At 61.4% G+C, this 15,100-nt stretch carries 15 protein-coding genes; 6 read left to right on the top strand and 9 right to left on the bottom strand.

From position 1 onward, the window contains the following. Positions 1–10 precede the first annotated feature (10 nt). Positions 11–832, top strand: coding sequence for an orotidine-5'-phosphate decarboxylase (gene pyrF, locus ASE26_RS03260; RefSeq protein ID WP_057245582.1), 822 nt, complete (start codon positions 11–13; stop codon positions 830–832). Between the two features lie 52 nt (positions 833–884). Here pyrF and sbcB read toward each other — a convergent pair whose 3' ends face one another. Further along, positions 885–2,330: an exodeoxyribonuclease I gene (sbcB, locus tag ASE26_RS03255; RefSeq protein WP_057245581.1), complete on the bottom strand. Its 1,446-nt coding sequence runs from the start codon at positions 2,328–2,330 to the stop codon at positions 885–887. 50 nt (positions 2,331–2,380) lie between these two features. Between sbcB and ASE26_RS03250 the strand changes: the two genes are divergently transcribed. After that, entirely contained in the window at positions 2,381–2,941 is a 561-nt protein-coding gene (locus ASE26_RS03250) for a DUF5610 domain-containing protein (protein ID WP_055936674.1), read from the top strand. Between the two features lie 65 nt (positions 2,942–3,006). On the opposite strand, the gene ASE26_RS03245 is transcribed toward ASE26_RS03250, so the two are convergent. Beyond that, positions 3,007–3,981 (bottom strand): GGDEF domain-containing protein, encoded by a 975-nt coding sequence (locus tag ASE26_RS03245; RefSeq protein ID WP_055936677.1) that lies wholly within the window; start codon positions 3,979–3,981, stop codon positions 3,007–3,009. Between the two features lie 65 nt (positions 3,982–4,046). Here ASE26_RS03245 and ASE26_RS03240 point away from each other — a divergent pair, with 65 nt between their 5' ends. Further along, complete coding sequence (locus ASE26_RS03240) at positions 4,047–4,820, top strand: helical backbone metal receptor (RefSeq protein ID WP_057245580.1); 774 nt, start codon at positions 4,047–4,049, stop codon at positions 4,818–4,820. 3 nt (positions 4,821–4,823) lie between these two features. Here the strand turns inward: ASE26_RS03240 and ASE26_RS03235 are convergent, their stop codons facing one another. The 4 genes from ASE26_RS03235 to ASE26_RS03220 all read right to left on the bottom strand — a co-directional run bounded on the left by ASE26_RS03235 (position 4,824) and on the right by ASE26_RS03220 (position 8,208). After that, positions 4,824–5,180, bottom strand: a complete 357-nt coding sequence (locus ASE26_RS03235) for an HPF/RaiA family ribosome-associated protein (protein WP_055936690.1) — start codon at positions 5,178–5,180, stop codon at positions 4,824–4,826. Positions 5,181–5,234: 54 nt separating this feature from the next. Further along, positions 5,235–5,879, bottom strand: coding sequence for a DUF1345 domain-containing protein (locus ASE26_RS03230; RefSeq protein ID WP_055936692.1), 645 nt, complete (start codon positions 5,877–5,879; stop codon positions 5,235–5,237). Positions 5,880–5,892: 13 nt separating this feature from the next. Next, positions 5,893–7,116: an MFS transporter gene (locus ASE26_RS03225; RefSeq protein ID WP_055936694.1), complete on the bottom strand. Its 1,224-nt coding sequence runs from the start codon at positions 7,114–7,116 to the stop codon at positions 5,893–5,895. Positions 7,117–7,182: 66 nt separating this feature from the next. After that, entirely contained in the window at positions 7,183–8,208 is a 1,026-nt protein-coding gene (locus ASE26_RS03220) for a CDP-6-deoxy-delta-3,4-glucoseen reductase (protein ID WP_055936697.1), read from the bottom strand. A gap of 12 nt (positions 8,209–8,220) precedes the next feature. On the opposite strand from ASE26_RS03220, the gene ASE26_RS03215 reads away from it, so the two are divergent. The 3 genes from ASE26_RS03215 (at position 8,221) to ASE26_RS03205 (ending at position 9,829) form a co-directional block, all read left to right on the top strand. Continuing rightward, positions 8,221–9,105: an SDR family oxidoreductase gene (locus tag ASE26_RS03215; protein WP_055936700.1), complete on the top strand. Its 885-nt coding sequence runs from the start codon at positions 8,221–8,223 to the stop codon at positions 9,103–9,105. A gap of 45 nt (positions 9,106–9,150) precedes the next feature. Beyond that, positions 9,151–9,375, top strand: a complete 225-nt coding sequence (locus tag ASE26_RS03210; protein ID WP_156409858.1) for a hypothetical protein — start codon at positions 9,151–9,153, stop codon at positions 9,373–9,375. A gap of 211 nt (positions 9,376–9,586) precedes the next feature. After that, positions 9,587–9,829, top strand: a complete 243-nt coding sequence (locus ASE26_RS03205) for a hypothetical protein (protein WP_055936706.1) — start codon at positions 9,587–9,589, stop codon at positions 9,827–9,829. 76 nt (positions 9,830–9,905) lie between these two features. Here the strand turns inward: ASE26_RS03205 and ASE26_RS03200 are convergent, their stop codons facing one another. The 3 genes from ASE26_RS03200 to ASE26_RS03190 form a co-directional block, all read right to left on the bottom strand. Then, the gene (locus ASE26_RS03200; RefSeq protein WP_055936709.1) at positions 9,906–10,934 is read right to left on the bottom strand and encodes a glycine-rich domain-containing protein-like; all 1,029 of its coding nucleotides are present in this window, start codon (positions 10,932–10,934) and stop codon (positions 9,906–9,908) included. Positions 10,935–11,273: 339 nt separating this feature from the next. After that, positions 11,274–13,058, bottom strand: coding sequence for a CHASE domain-containing protein (locus ASE26_RS03195; protein WP_055936712.1), 1,785 nt, complete (start codon positions 13,056–13,058; stop codon positions 11,274–11,276). A gap of 120 nt (positions 13,059–13,178) precedes the next feature. Continuing rightward, positions 13,179–14,939: a glutamine--tRNA ligase/YqeY domain fusion protein gene (locus ASE26_RS03190; RefSeq protein WP_055936715.1), complete on the bottom strand. Its 1,761-nt coding sequence runs from the start codon at positions 14,937–14,939 to the stop codon at positions 13,179–13,181. Between the last annotated feature and the right edge of the window lie 161 nt (positions 14,940–15,100).

Here is a 15,100-nt window from a genome sequence, read left to right as displayed (position 1 = left end):
GAGGCCCGCTGTGACATTTATCGAAAAATTATCCGCTGCCTGGGCAGCCAACGATTCCCTGCTGTGCGTTGGCCTGGACCCGGATATGGCGCGCCTGCCTGCGCAATTCCAAAACGACCCGCAAGGGATCTACCAGTTCTGCACCCGGATTATCGACGCCACTGCCGACCTGGCGTGTTCGTTCAAGCCGCAGATCGCATATTTCGCGGCACTGGGTGCGGAAGACCAGCTTGAGAAGATCTGCGCCTACGCCAAGGAAAACTATCCGCACATCCCGCTGATCCTGGACGCCAAGCGCGGCGACATCGGTGCTACTGCGAAACAGTATGCGCGCGAAGCTTTCGACCGCTACGGCGCCGATGCGGTGACCGTAAATCCGTATATGGGCTCCGACTCCGTTGAACCGTACATGGAATGGAGCGACCGCGGCGTAATCATCCTGTGCCGCACCTCGAATGCGGGCGGTTCCGACCTGCAGTTCCTGAAGGTCGACGGCAAGCCGCTGTACCAGCACGTTGCCAAGCTGGTGGCGGAAAAGTGGAACGCCAACGGACAGTGCGCGCTGGTGGTGGGCGCCACCTTCCCAGAGGAGCTGGCGCAAGTGCGCGGAATCGTGGGCGACATGCCGCTGCTGGTGCCGGGGATCGGTGCGCAAGGCGGGGATATCGAGGCGACCGTCAAGGCCGGCCGTACTTACAACGGTACCGGCATGATGATCAATTCGTCGCGCGCCATCCTGTACGCGACGCCGCAAGGCGGGGAAGATTTTGCGGCTGCCGCACGCCGCGTGGCGCAGGAGACGCGCGACGCGATCAACGCGCACCGCGCTTAAGACCGGTGAGCCCGGTGTCTGACCCTGCGGGGCGGACATCGGTTTACCGGTTTCAGTAGCGCTCCGGCACAATCATCTCCACGTAGTCATACAGGGCTGCCAGCACTTCCTGTCCCCGTTTGTCGGTCTCCGCCCCCAGGCGATCCAGCTCCGAAAACAATTCATCGACAGTGCGCGCCCCGCCAGCGCCCTCAAACAGGCGCGCCGCACGATGCTGCTCCCAATGCTCATGCTCCTCCTCGGACAAAGTCTGCGGGAAGTTACGCGCGCGATAGCGGAAGAACAGCTCCCCCAAGCGGTCATCCTGGAAATGCGGTGACGCCGACGCCAGCTTGGCCGGAGGCTCGCGCCGCAGCGACTCCAGCAAGCGCTTATCGCCATTGCTGACAAAGCCGCCGTACAGATCCTCGTCCACGTCCGCCGGCTCCGCGACCGGACGCCAGAACACCTGATCCCAGACCGCCGACATATCCGGCCCCGCCGCAGCCCGCGCCGCGTTGGCACGAGCGGACTCCAGGTCCAGCCCCCAGCGCTCCGCCATTTCCGGCCGCAGCGTCTTCAGGTTCGACACCAGCATCGGCGACTTGTTCAGGTGGATGCTCTTGATCGGCAGGCGCGTCATCCCTTCCGGCATGGCATCGGCGCGGGTGAACATGCGCAGACGGATCGTCTCCGCATCCAGCGCAAACAGCTCCTGCGGGTCATGGGTGCAATCCCACACCAGCAGTTCATTCTTGTTGGACGGATGCGGCGCCAGCGGCCACACCAGCGCCAGGCAGCCGCGCTCCGCCGGGAACATGCCCGACACATGCAGGAAAGGCTGGCGCAGCTCGCGCGCCAGGTGCAGGCCGATCTCCTCGGCCACGCGGTCTTTCTTGTGCAAGGCCAGGCAGAAATCGAACAGCTTCGGATGCTTGTGCCGGATCAGGCGGGCCAGGGCGATGGTGGCGCGCACGTCGGACAGCGCATCGTGCGCCGCCTCATGGACCAGGCCATTGGCCCTGGTCAAATGCTCAAGCTTGAAGCTCGGTTTACCGCTATCATTAAGAGGCCACTCAATACCTTCGGGGCGCAGCGCATAGGTCATCCGCACCACATCCAGCAAATCCCAGCGTCCGCATTGGTTTTGCCACTCGCGCGCATACGGGTCGATCAGGTTACGCCAGAACAAGAAGCGCGTCACTTCATCGTCAAAACGGATAGTGTTGTAGCCTACGCCTATGGTGCCAGGCTCTGAAAAGGCCTTCTCGACAGTTGCGGCGAACTGATGCTCGGGCACACCCTGCTGCAAAGCTTGCTGCGGGGTAATGCCGGTAATCAGGCAGGCAACCGGGTCCGGCAGGTAATCGTTGGCCGGCTGGCAGAACAGCATGATCGGCTCGCCGATTTCGTTCAGCTCTGCATCGGTGCGGATGGCGGCAAACTGGGCGGGGCGGTCACGGCGTGGCACAGCGCCGAAGGTTTCGTAGTCATGCCACAGGAAGGTATGGTTGCTCATGGTGCAAATGTTGGTTCTCGTTATCGAATGCTGAGGCAAGGAGGACTGTTGTGTCAAATCCCATTTCCGTCAACACCCGTGCCACGCCCGCCACGGCGAGCAATGACACGGCTATTTCGGCGTCCACCCGCGCCAAGATGCAGCTAAACGTGTCGATCCTGCAGGAATCGGCCTCGGTTTCGCTGAATTCCGAGAACGACCCGCTGGCGCTGGTCTACAAATCGGCAATTACCTCGATTAATGAGCAGCTGGAGGCCGATTTCGGTCCCGATGCGATCCAGAACGCCAGCGGGCAGGACAACTCGCCCGAAGGCACGGCGGGCCGCATTGTATCGCTGTCCACGGCCTTCTTCGGCGCTTTCCAGCAACAGCATTCCGGGCTGGAAGGCGATGACGCCCTGGATCGCTTCATGGACACGATCAAGGGCGGCATCGAAAAAGGGTTCAAGGAAGCGCGCGATATCCTGAAGGGCTTGAAGGTACTGGGCGGCGACATTGCCTCGAATATCGACAAGACTTACGAGCTGGTGCAGAAAGGCCTGGACTCCTTTGTGTCGAGTCAAAGGCAGGCTTCATCGACCGACGAAGCCCAGAGCGGCAAAGTAGCATAAAAAATAGTCGGGGTCAGGTCTGGCAATCCGCCAAAATGGCGGATTGCCAGACCTGACCCCGACTTTCATTTTGCGACTTCGACGCGGTTGCGGCCGCTTTCCTTGGCGCGGTAGAGCGCTGCGTCGGCGGCGGCGATGAGGGCGGTTTCGTCCTGGGCCGGGCCCAAAGCGGCGACGCCGAAGGAGCTGGTGATGTGCGGCAGCGGCTGGCGTATGTCGCTGAAGACGACCGCTTCGCGCATGCGCTGGCACAGGCGGCCGGCGACGACTTCGGCCACCTGCAGATTCGTGTCGGGCAGCACCACCATCATTTCTTCCCCGCCGTAGCGCACCGCGAAGTCGGTCGGCCGCAGGGCGCCGGTCAGCACGTGCGCGGCGGTGCGCAGCGCTTCGTCGCCTTGCAGGTGGCCGTGGCTGTCGTTGAATTTCTTGAAGTGGTCGATGTCGAGCATGATCAGCGACAGCGGCTGGCCCGTGGCCTGGGCACTGGCGATCAGTTGCGGCAGGAAGTCGTTCAGCCAGGCGCGGTTGTACAGGCTTGTCAGGCCGTCCACCATCGACAGCTGGCGATAGAACTCGCCCAGCTTTTGCCGGCGCCGCAATTGCGCATTGGCGGCGCGAATGCGGAAGGACAGCATGCGCAGCAGGTTGCGCGCGACGCCGTTGGCGGCGTCGATCAGCTGCCACGCCAGTTCCGACTCAATCACCAGCAATTCGCTTTGCTCCAGCGCGGTCATGGCGGCCTGGTTGGCTTCTTCGTCGAGCACGGCCTGTTCGCCGACGCTCTCGCCGGGCAGCACTTTGCTGATGGTGCTGCCGTCGGACATGCCGGTGCTCATGTCCGCTGCTACCGACAGGGCGCCGCGCAGCACGATGTAGAAACGGGCGCGTTGCGGGTCTGCGACCGCTTCGCCTTGTTCGACCAGCATGATCGGGCATTCTTTCAACAGCGGTGCGATGCGCAGGCTGTCGGCGCCGCGGAACAGCTGCAAGGCCTGGATCTGATAAGCGGAAGCGCCGAAGGTGCCAATCGGTTTCAAAATGAACTTTCTTGCTGCGGTATCAACAGTGTTAATGATAGCCTAAGTGTGGTTCAATATCGCCCATGACTTTTACCGACATCCTCGGCCAGCACCATGCGGCCGCCCCGAGCGCGCGCATCGTGTCGCTGGTGCCTTCGATTACCGAGCTGCTGTGCGACCTCGGCCTGGCGCCGCAACTGGTGGGGCGTACCGGATTTTGCATCCATCCCGCGGACGAGGTGCGCGATATCCCGAAAGTGGGCGGCACCAAGGACGTCAACATCGAGAAGATCCGCAAGCTGGCGCCTACCCACCTGGTGGTAAACATCGACGAGAACGAAAAGCCTACCGTCGACAAACTGGCTGAATTCGTGCCGAACATCGTGGTGACGCATCCGATCGAACCGCGCGATAACCTGGCGCTGGTGCAGTTGATGGGCGGCGTGTTCTGCGCGCAGGAGCGCGCGGACGCCTGGTGCCGCGAGTTCGAAAGTGAGCTGGCGCAAGTGCATGCGGGCCGTCCGCAGCGCGTGTTGTACTGCATCTGGAAAGATCCGTGGATGACAGTGTCGCGCGATACCTATATCGCGCGCATGCTGGCGCTGATCGGCTGGTCGATTCCTGAAATCGGCGACGCGCGCTATCCAAGTTTCCAATGGAGCGATGCGCTGGTGCGCGACGTGGACCGGGTGCTGTTGTCGTCCGAGCCTTACCGCTTCACGGAAGAACACGTGGACGCACTGGAGCGCCAGATCGGCAAGCCGGTACAGTTGGTCGATGGGGAAATGATGTCCTGGTACGGCAGCCGTGCCCTGCAAGGTATCCGGTACCTGAAGGGCCTGGCCGCCGCGGACTAAGGATTATTCCTCAGCCTCTTCGAAGTTGGGCTGCGAAGTGTGGCGCTTGCTATCGTTCAGGCGGCCCAATGCGCTTTCGATAGCACGTTGCAGCTTGTCTGCTGCGCCATGGATGGATTGATGCAGGGTTGCCTCGTGGTCGGTCACGGCAATCGGCTGGTAGCCGTTGACGCGCGCCTCGATCATGCAGCGGATATCGCCGTCAGAGGACTTCTGTGCATTGCCTTCGCTGAGGTGGACGTCGACGCGTCCGATGTGCTCGCCGAACCGGTGGAGTGCAGTCTGGACCACTTCTTTCACATGGTCATCCAGGCCTGCAGTACGTTCGATGGTTTTGTCGGTGTTCACACTGATTTGCATATGCTGCTCCCGTTTGTTAACCAAAACGTGTTGCCACGCGATTTAATCTTACTCCTACATTAGCGAAGCCGCCATATTCACAAATAAACCCAGGATAAGAAGATTGAAGAAGAAGCTCAGCACGGATTGGCCGAGCACCAGCTTGCGCATCGAGGACGATTGCACGGATACGTCCGAAGTCTGGGCGGCGACCGCGATCGTGAAGGAGAAGTAAAGGAAGTCCCAATAGTCCGGCTGGGCTTCTCCGCCCGGGAAGGACAGGGGGCACGGGCGTCCCTCGACGTTGTAATACAGGTGGGCGTAATGGAAGCAGAACAGGGTGCCGACCAGGAACCAGGACCCCACCAGCGTGATCACCACGAAGGCATAATGCAGCCCGCGTTCGTTGGCCGGCATATCGCGCAGGCTGGCCAGTTCGCTGCTGATGGCGATCATGCTGGCGACCGTGGCGACGACCAGGCTGGCCAGGATGGTCGCGGCGCGTTCATCCTGGCGCGCGGCGATGCGCTTCACCTCGCGGTGGTCGGCGCGCATCATCATCCAGCCCACGGTAAGCAGGTACATCCAGACCGCGATATCCCAGGCCGTCAGCACGCGCAGCAGCGGCTTCCAGTGCGAGGGCAGGAACACGCCGGCCAGCGCGCCGACCGCGATGGCGGCGCTCAGGTGGGGGCGGCTGCGAACGATGTGGTAGCTCATGCGGCAAATCTTACTACTTGTCGTGATGGGGGAAGCGGTCCATGCGCGACAGGATAGGGAAGCGCCAGGCCCAGATAGCGGTGACCGCAAGCGTGGCGACGCCGCCGAAGATCACTGCGCGCGTGAGTCCCAGCCAGCCGGCGGTGACGCCGGATTCGAATTCACCGAGTTCGTTGGAAGCGCCGATAAAGACGGCGTTCACGGCGCTGACGCGGCCGCGGATTTCATCCGGCGTCTCGAACTGCACCAGCAGGTGGCGCACGTACACGCTGATCATGTCGCCGGCGCCGAGCACCAGCAGGCAGGCCAGGGCAATGACGAAGCTGTCCGTGAAGCCTACGATGACGGTGCAGATGCCGAAGACTGCGACACCGCCGAACATCCAGGCGCCGACACGGCGCGTGATCGGCCAGAACGCCAACGCAATCGAGGTGATGGCCGCACCTGCGCCGGGGGCGGTGCGCAGCAGGCCCAGGCCGGTTGGTCCGACATGCAGCACGTCGTGCGCCAACGCCGGCAGCAGGGCGGTCACGCCGCCAAACAAGACGGCGAACAGGTCGAGTGAAATCGCGCCCAGCATGATGGGGCGCGACCAGACGAAGCGCAGCCCTTCCAGCACGCTGTGCCAGGTGGCGGGCTCTTTGCGCGTGGCTTGCGGGGCGGGCCGGGTGAGGATCACCAGCACCACGGCTGACAGCAGCATGAGCGAGGTGACGGTGTACACGGTGCCGGGCCCATAGATGTACAGCAGGCCGCCCAGCGTTGGGCCGAGGATCACGGCAACCTGGAAAGTGGAGCTGGAGAGCGCCACGGCGCGGCTGAAATCTTCGGTCGGCACCATGTTCACCAGGACCGCTTGCGTGGCGGGGCTCATGAAAGCGCGAGCGCTACCGTACAGCACCAGCACAGCGAAGATCGGCCATACGGCGCTGAAGCCGCTGTGCGTGTAGCCAAGCAGCGCCAGCCCGCATACCAGTTGCGCGCCGAGGCAGGTGGCAATGATATTGCGGCGGTTGTAGCGGTCTGCGGCGTGGCCGGCGTACAGGATCAGCAGCAGAAAGGGCGCAAATTGCGCCAGGCCGATCATGCCGAGGTAGTACAGGTTCTTGGTTTGTGCGTAGACTTGCCAGCCGATGGCGACGTTCTGCATTTGCACGGCGATGGTGCCGAGCAGGCGGGCTGACAGGTAGAAGGCGAAGTTGCGGTGGCGAAGGACTGAGAAACCGTTGGATGACATACGTTTGCGTGCTTGGGGAAGCCGTGGGGCGCCGCGCGCCCCACGGCACGCAGCGCGGGGAAAGTCTTAAGGTTGCTGGAGGTCTGCTTCGGAAGTGAAGGCATCGGCAAAGAATTCGTCTTCCGGCAGCTTGCAATCCTTGACGAAATCGCGCTTGGCCGATTCGACGACGATCGGGGCGCCGCATGCATAGACCTGGTAGCCCGACATGTCCGGCAGGTCGTCGATCACGGCCTGGTGGACGAAACCGGTGCGGCCGCTCCAGTTTTCTTCCGGCAGGGCGTCCGAAACCACCGGTACGTACTTGAAGTTCGGCAGTTCTTGCGCCCATTGGCGGCACAGCGCATCCATGTACAGGTCTTGCGGGCGGCGGCCGCCCCAGTACAGGGTCATTGGGCGCCTGGAGCCGCTGGCGCGTTCATGTTCGACAATCGCCTTGATCGGCGCGAAGCCGGTGCCCGATGCCAGCAGCACCATCGGCTTGTCGGAATCGTCGCGCACGAAGAAGGTGCCCAGCGGGCCTTCGAAGCGCAGGATGTCGCGTTCCTTCATGGTGCTGAACACCTGGTCGGTGAACAAGCCTCCCGGCATATGGCGGATGTGCAGGGTGAGCGCGCCGCCCTCTGGTGCGGTGGCGATCGAGTAGGCGCGGCGCTTGCCGTCGCGCAGCAGGAACTCGAGGTACTGGCCGGCCTTGTACTGGAACGTCTCGTTGGCCGGCAGTTGCAGCGTCAGCACGATCACGTCCGGCGCCAATTTCTCCAGCGAGTTGACGCGGGTCGGCATTTTCTTGATCGGGAATTCGCCGCTGCCCACCACTTCGCGCGCCTGCAGCACCAGGTCGGAATGTGGAATCGCGCAGCAGAACAGCGACATGCCGGCCGCTTCTTCTTCCTCGCTCAGGGCGCGGCGCTGGTGCGATTTGTGGCTGACCGAGCCCGACACCACCTTGCCTTTGCAGGAGCTGCAGGCGCCATTCTTGCAGCCGTATGGCAGGCCGACGCCGGCGCGCATGGCTGCGGCCAACACGGTTTCGTCGTCTTCGCAGATGAATTGGTGGCCGCTAGGCTGAACAGTAATTTGGAAAGACATACAATCTTAAATATGGAAATCAGTAAAAAATTCAACAAGCCGCGCCTGCTGGTCATTGGTTGCGGCGATGTAGGCATGCGTTTGCTGCCTTTGGTGCGCGCGCATTACCGCGTATTTGCCGTGACCAGCCAGCGCGAGCGCTTTGCCGAATTGCGTGCGGCGGGCGCCGTGCCGGTGCTGGCCAACCTGGACCAGCCTGAATCGCTGCGTCGCCTGGCCGGGCTGGCGCACCAGGTCGTGCACCTGGCTCCACCGCCGGGCGAGGGCGGGCTGGATCGGCGCACCCGCAATGTGACCGCCATTTTACCTGACCGGGCGCAAGTGGTTTATGTGAGCACCAGCGGCGTGTACGGCGACCTGGCCGGGCGCTGGGCGGACGAAACCCAGCCCGTTGCGCCACGCAATGCACGGGCGCTGCGGCGGGTCGATGCGGAGAACGTATTGCGGGCATGGGCGCGCCGAGCCCAGGGTCGGCTGTCCATCCTACGCGTGCCGGGTATCTATGCCGCGGACCGCCTGCCGCTCAAGCGCCTGCAGCAAGGTACTCCCGCGCTGCGTGCACAAGACGATGTTTACACCAACCATATCCACGCCGACGACCTGGCACGTGTTGTATTGGCGGCCTTACGCAAAGGAAGTTGTAACCGTGTGTATCACGCGGTAGATGACACGGAACTCAAAATGGGGGACTATTTCGACATGGTGGCCGATCATTTCGGCTTGCCGCGCCCACCTCGCCTGGATCGTGCAGCATTGGCGCAGGCTGTGACGCCAACCCTGTTGTCCTTCATGTCGGAATCGCGCAGGCTGGCGAACCGGCGCATGAAGGAGGAGTTGCTGGTACGGCTGCGGTTCCCGGATGTTGCAGCCGCCCTGAGTTGCATCAAGCGCCCGTGATGCTGCCGGCGCTATCTTGTGCCAATGCCTGCCAAGGAGGGCGCCATGTACAGCCATCCCACCAAGGAGCAAGTCCGTGCCTACCTGGCCCAGCGTGGCCATGCCCATCTTCCCCCGCCTTCGCCTGAGGAAATCAGGCGCCGCCTTGACTGGCGTTCGGAGTACACTCCAATGCCCGCGGCCCTGATGTACCTCCCTCCCGCCCTGGTCTGGATCACGTTTGCCTGGCTGTGTTTGCCATTTACTTTAGCAACAAACGACCAGAAGTAGTCTTTTTGTTAAACTATATGAATTCCTAGCACAGCTTTACGCGCTAGAATCTATCAAAATCTCACGGCGTTAAGCGAACGGCAATTAAACGGTGTATGATACCGTCCGTGTGCCGAAAATTGCGTCAACAACGGCTTTTTCTGGCGCTCTTTGTCGAAAATTCCGCCAATAATTTTGTTGCGACCACGCAACACACTGAAAAAGTATAGTCATGAGCTCTCTGAAAGAAATTACTGCATCGTCGTCTTACAATCCGAACCGCGTCCTGGACGCTATCATTGAAAAGCTGCAACTGAAAAATGACGCAGCCCTGTCCCGCGCGCTGGAAGTTGCCCCACCAGTGATCAGCAAGATCCGTCACAACACGCTGCCTATCGGCGCGACGATCCTGATCCGCATGCATGAAATCAGCGATTTCAGCATCCGTGAACTGCGCGACCTGATGGCGCACTAAGCTTTCGTCCGGACGAAAAAAAACGGCCGCACCTGTTATCAGGTGCGGCCGTTTTTATTTGCGTGCTCGATCAGGCTCAGGCGCCTGCCAGGCGAGGACGGGCGGAGTAGAACAGCGATTGCGATGCCGCCTGGGCCTCGGCGCTGACGCGGCCGGAGTAGGCGGTTTGGGCACCGGCGGCAACGCGGCCGGAGTAGGCGGTTTGCGCTTCAGCCGCGACACGGCCGGAGTAAGCGGTTTGTGCTTCAGTTGCGACACGGCCGGAGTACGCCGTTTTCGCTTCTGTCGTTATACGGCCGGAGTAGGCCGTCTTTGCTTCGGCTGTCACGCGGCCGGAGTAGGCGACTTGCGGTGCAGCTTCGGTAGCGACGCGGCCGGAGTAAGCCACTTGCGGCGAAGCTTCAGCCGCCACGCGGCCGGAGTAGGCAACCGCGACACGGCCGGAATAAGCAACTTTCGGTGCGGCTTCGGCTGCGACACGGCCCGAGTAAGCCACTTGCGGTGCAGCTTCCACAGCGACCCGGCCCGAGTAGGCTACTTGCGGTGCGGCTTCCATAGCCACGCGGCCCGAGTAGGCGACTTGCGCACCAGCTTCGGCGGCAACGCGACCGGAGTAGGCTACCTGCTGGCCGGTTTCGTCTGCCACGCGGCCCGAGTAGGCAACCTGGGAGCCGTCTGCAGCAGCCTCGACAGCGACGCGACCCGAGTAAGCAACGGCGCTACGGAAATAGTCTTCGCCGAAGGTTTCTTCATACAGCTCCTTCATGCGATTACCTACGCGTTCATGCGCCTCTTCGTCGTCCTCGCCGCGCAGGCCGATGTATGGGAAGTGATGCAGGTAGTAGCCGAACACATTCTCGCAGTCGATGAAGTACTTCATCGTATCGAGGATGTGATAGTGCCAGAAGATGTCGACGTCCATCAGGGGAGCGGTTTGCTCGTTAGGGAACATTTTCATCAGGTACAGGAAGCGGCGGTATTCGAATTCGGTAGCGTTGACCTTTTCCAGCGACCAGCCCTCGCCGGACTCCACGTGCATCAGTTTCACCTTGATAGGTTCCAGGTCCAGATCGGCAATAGCCTTGAAGCTTTCAGCAGAAATCATGAGTGACAATCCCTTTAAAAGTGAGCGAATTTAAGACTGACTGAGAGAGAGAAGACGCCGTTCTAGGGGGCTGGTGTTGTGGTGCCAGGCATCTGGTGTGTTCGGAGTTGGGAACACAGATGTTGATGTAGATCAACTAGCTCAAGTATAGACTTAGCCCCCGGCAATGCAAGTAACAATTTACACGTGCGCGGAATAAACAACACAGGCGAAGATCCTTTCAAATCAATAGCTTGTCGCGCCGTCAAATGTTACAAATGCATTTTTGCTGAGCTGTGGAAAGGGAGTTTGATATGGATCAACAGCGGCAGGTAAAGTCTTAGCAAGTGGTAAAAACGCCTAAGCGCTGAGGCGCATATCGTCGGCAGGCGCCACCCGGTAGCCGACCGGCACTGCAATGCTGACCGTGGTGCCGCCATGCGGCAGGCTGTTGATCGAGCAGTTCCCGCCGAGCAGGCTGATGCGCTCTTCGATGCCGACCAGGCCGAAAGAGCCGGCCTTGTGCCGGCTGGCGGTATTGATGCCGATGCCGTTGTCGCTGATGGTCATGCGCAGCATGCCGTGCATCTGTTGCAGTTCGACCCGCACCATGGTGGCCGATGCATGCTGGTGGATATTGCTTAGCGATTCCTGCAGCACGCGGAAGAAAGCGGTCGCACAATGGTCGTCGACGCCATGGTCGGCCACGGCATCTTCAATGAATTCGCACTTGATGCCGGAGCGCAGGCGGAATTGCGCGATCTGCCATTCCACCGCTGCCGACAGGCCGAGGTCCAGCACATTCGGCCGCAAGTCGTTGATGATCTGGCGGACGCTGCGGATGGTGTTGTCGATCTGGTGCAGCGTGGCGCGTGCCCGCGCATGCAGCCGCGGGTGGGTTTTCTCGGTGCGCGTGGCGAGGATATCGGCCTCAATGCGCAGGGCCAGCAGGTTCTGGCCCAGGTCATCGTGGATTTCGCGCGCGATGCGCTTGCGCTCTTCTTCCTTGATGTGGTCCGCGTGCGCAGCGAGGCGGCGCAGGCGATGGTGCGACAGTTGCAGGCGCGCCTGGCTGTCGCGCAATTCGCGCGTCATGGCGCGCGCCAGCTTCACGGCGCGGCGGCGGGAAGAAGCCAGCGTTATGAACAGCGCATAGATCAGCACACTCGCGCCGAAACCCATGCTGCCCGCCAGCGCGGGCAGAAACTGGTCGAAGCTGGAATACAAGGCGCGCTTCGGCACGCTGAACTGCGCATGCCAGGTGCGGCCATGAAACTGCACCGGCAGCTCGGTAACGAAATGGTCGCTGTCCGCCCTTGGCATATTAGGCTGGCTATCGAACAGTTGGGCAGGCGGCTTGCCAATGCTGCTGCTGTCGCGCAGCGATACGCGCACCGTGCGCACCGGCATTTCACCCAGTGCCGCATCGACCAGGCGCGGTACGCTGAACCCCAGCCCTACTGAACCAATGCAGGCCAGGCGCCGTTCTTCGATCGTGGTAATGGGCATGCTGTTGCGGTAGATGGGAATGCGCATTGCCATGCCCACATGGCTTGGCGCACTGCGCAGCGGGATGGGCTGGCCGGAGCTGCTCAAGGCGCCCTGGTCGCGCGCTGCGAACAGTGCGCCTGCCACGCCGGGGCGGGCCGCGATATCCAGGCCGTAACGGTCGCCGAACCCTTCCAGCGGTTCGATCAGGGTCAGCACCGCGTATTCGGGACGTTTTCCTTCTGGATGGAGGCGGTAGGAGGGATAAAGGTTGTCGGTAAGCTGGCGCTGGCGGGCTTCCGCCGCGGGGCGCTGGGCATCGGTGTAGTACTCGGCAAAGTTGATGTTGTCGATGGCCGGGTAATTGTGCTCGAGGTCCAGTCCCTGCACATAGCGGTGGAAGGTTTCCCGGGTGACTTCGCCGCCGGCCTGGAAATAGCTGGCGGCGGCGCGCAAGACATCGGTATATGCCTTGATGCTGGCGTTGATATTGAACTGCGTGTTGCGGGCCTGGTTGTGGAAACGGGCGCGCGCTTCACTTTCGACGGAACGCGTGGCAACCGTATGGAGTCCGAGCGCCACGGCCAGCGACAGCACAATGCCTAGCCACCACAAGGGCTTGGTGGGGGAAAACAGGCTGAGCTGTAAGCGCGTCATTGCCTGACTATAAGAATTTCCATGCTTCAAGGTCAAGTTGCAAAAACACCACTTTGATTGAAATCAAACGAACAATAAAAAACCGCCCGCAGGCGGCTTTTTTGTCACAGTTCGGGTCAGTTATTTGGCCCAGCTGTCTTTCAATGTGACGATGCGGTTGAATACCGGCTTGCCGGGCTGCGACAGCACGCGGTCGGCCACAAAATAGCCATGGCGCTCGAACTGGTAACGCTGTTCCGCGGGGGCATCCTTCAAGCCCGGCTCCAGGTAAGCCTTCACGATTTCCAGTGCTTTCGGATTCAGGAATTCCTTGAAGTCCTTGCCGCCGGCATCCGGTTTCTCTTCGGTGAAGAGGCGGTCGTACAGGCGCACTTCCGCTTCCAGGGCCGCTTCGGCGCTGACCCAGGTGATATTGCCTTTCACCTTGTAGGTGTCGGCGCCCGGGGTGCCGGACTTGGAATCTTCGAAGTATTTCACGCGCACCGCAGTGACCTTGCCGTTCTCATCCTTGTCGAAGCCGGTGCATTCGGCCACGTAGCCGTATTTCAGGCGCACGCGGGCGCCAGGCTGGTCGCCGGCAGGAGGGGTGAAGCGGAAGTAGCCTTTGGTCGGCACTTCCATGAAGTCTTCTTCTTCGATCCAGAGTTCGCGGGTGAACGGGAAGGTGCGATGTCCCAGTTCAGGGTGGTGCGGGTGAACCGGCGAGGTGCACTCGACCGACTGGCCTTGCGGGAAGTTTTCGACGATCAGCTTCAGTGGGCGCAGCACGGCGATGGCGCGCGGTGCTTTTGGGTCAAGGTCTTCACGCACGGCGCCTTCCAGCACGCCGAAGTCGATCCAGCCGTCGGATTTGGTCACGCCGGTGCGTTCGCACATCAACTGGATGCCTTCCGGGGTGAAGCCGCGGCGCCGCATGCCGGCCATGGTCGGCAGGCGCGGGTCGTCCCAGCCGTCGACGATGCCTTCTTCCACCATCTGGCGCAGCTTGCGCTTGGAGGTGACGATATAGGTCAGGTTCAGGCGCGCGAATTCATACTGGTGCGGCACCGGCTTGGCGAAGAAGCCGCCTTCCGACAAGGTTTCCAGCAGCCAGTCGTAGAATGGGCGGTGATCCTGGAATTCCAGGGTGCAGATCGAATGGGTGATGTTTTCCAGCGCATCCGAGATCGGGTGCGTGTAGTCGTACATCGGGTAGATGCACCAGTCGTCGCCGGTGCGGTGATGGTGGGCATGGCGGATACGGTAGATCGCCGGGTCGCGCATATTCATATTCGGCGAGGACATGGCATCTTCGCTGATCTTGGCGCGCAGTGCGTGCTCACCATCCTTGTATTTGCCCGCCTTCATGTCGCGGAACAGCTGCAGGTTTTCTTCCACCGAGCGGTTGCGGAAAGGCGAATTGGTACCGGCGGCGCCGAAACCGCCGCGGGTGCTCTTCATTTCCTCGGCGCTCTGGCTGTCGACATAGGCCTTGCCGACCTTGATCAGGTATTCGGCCATTTCATACAGCTTGTCGAAGTAGTCGGAGGCGTAATACAGGTGATCGCCGGCGCCAACCGGGCCTTTGTAGTTCCAGTCGAAACCGAGCCAGCGCACGCTGTCGATGATGGAGTCGACGTATTCCTGTTCTTCTTTTTCAGGGTTGGTGTCGTCGAAGCGCAGGTGGCAGCGGCCGCCGAAATCGCGCGCCAGGCCGAAGTTGGTATAGATGGACTTGGCGTGGCCGACGTGCAGGTAGCCGTTTGGCTCCGGCGGGAAGCGGGTAATGACCGGCGGCAGGCCTTCGCGCTTATTGACGCCGGAGGCCAGGTCGGCTTCAACGATATTGCGCAGGAAATTCGGCGCTGGGGCCGGGGCGGCAGTTTTTTTGTCGTTGCTCATGTATGTTCTTGGTTTAAAACCGGTAAACCTGGGTCAGACCCAAGGGTCTGACCCTGTCTGTGCTGTCGCCAGGGGTTCGGGTTCTTGGCCTTTGACTTTTGACGAAGATCAAAAGCCTTAAACCCAACCGCTAGCCGTTGAGTAGACTGGGTCTGACCCTT

The sequence above is a fragment of the Duganella sp. Root198D2 genome, from assembly GCF_001428585.1.
Lineage (GTDB): Bacteria > Pseudomonadota > Gammaproteobacteria > Burkholderiales > Burkholderiaceae_D > Rugamonas.
The sequence above is the reverse complement of the archived record's forward strand: the minus strand, read 5'-3'. Positions and strand labels throughout refer to the sequence as shown.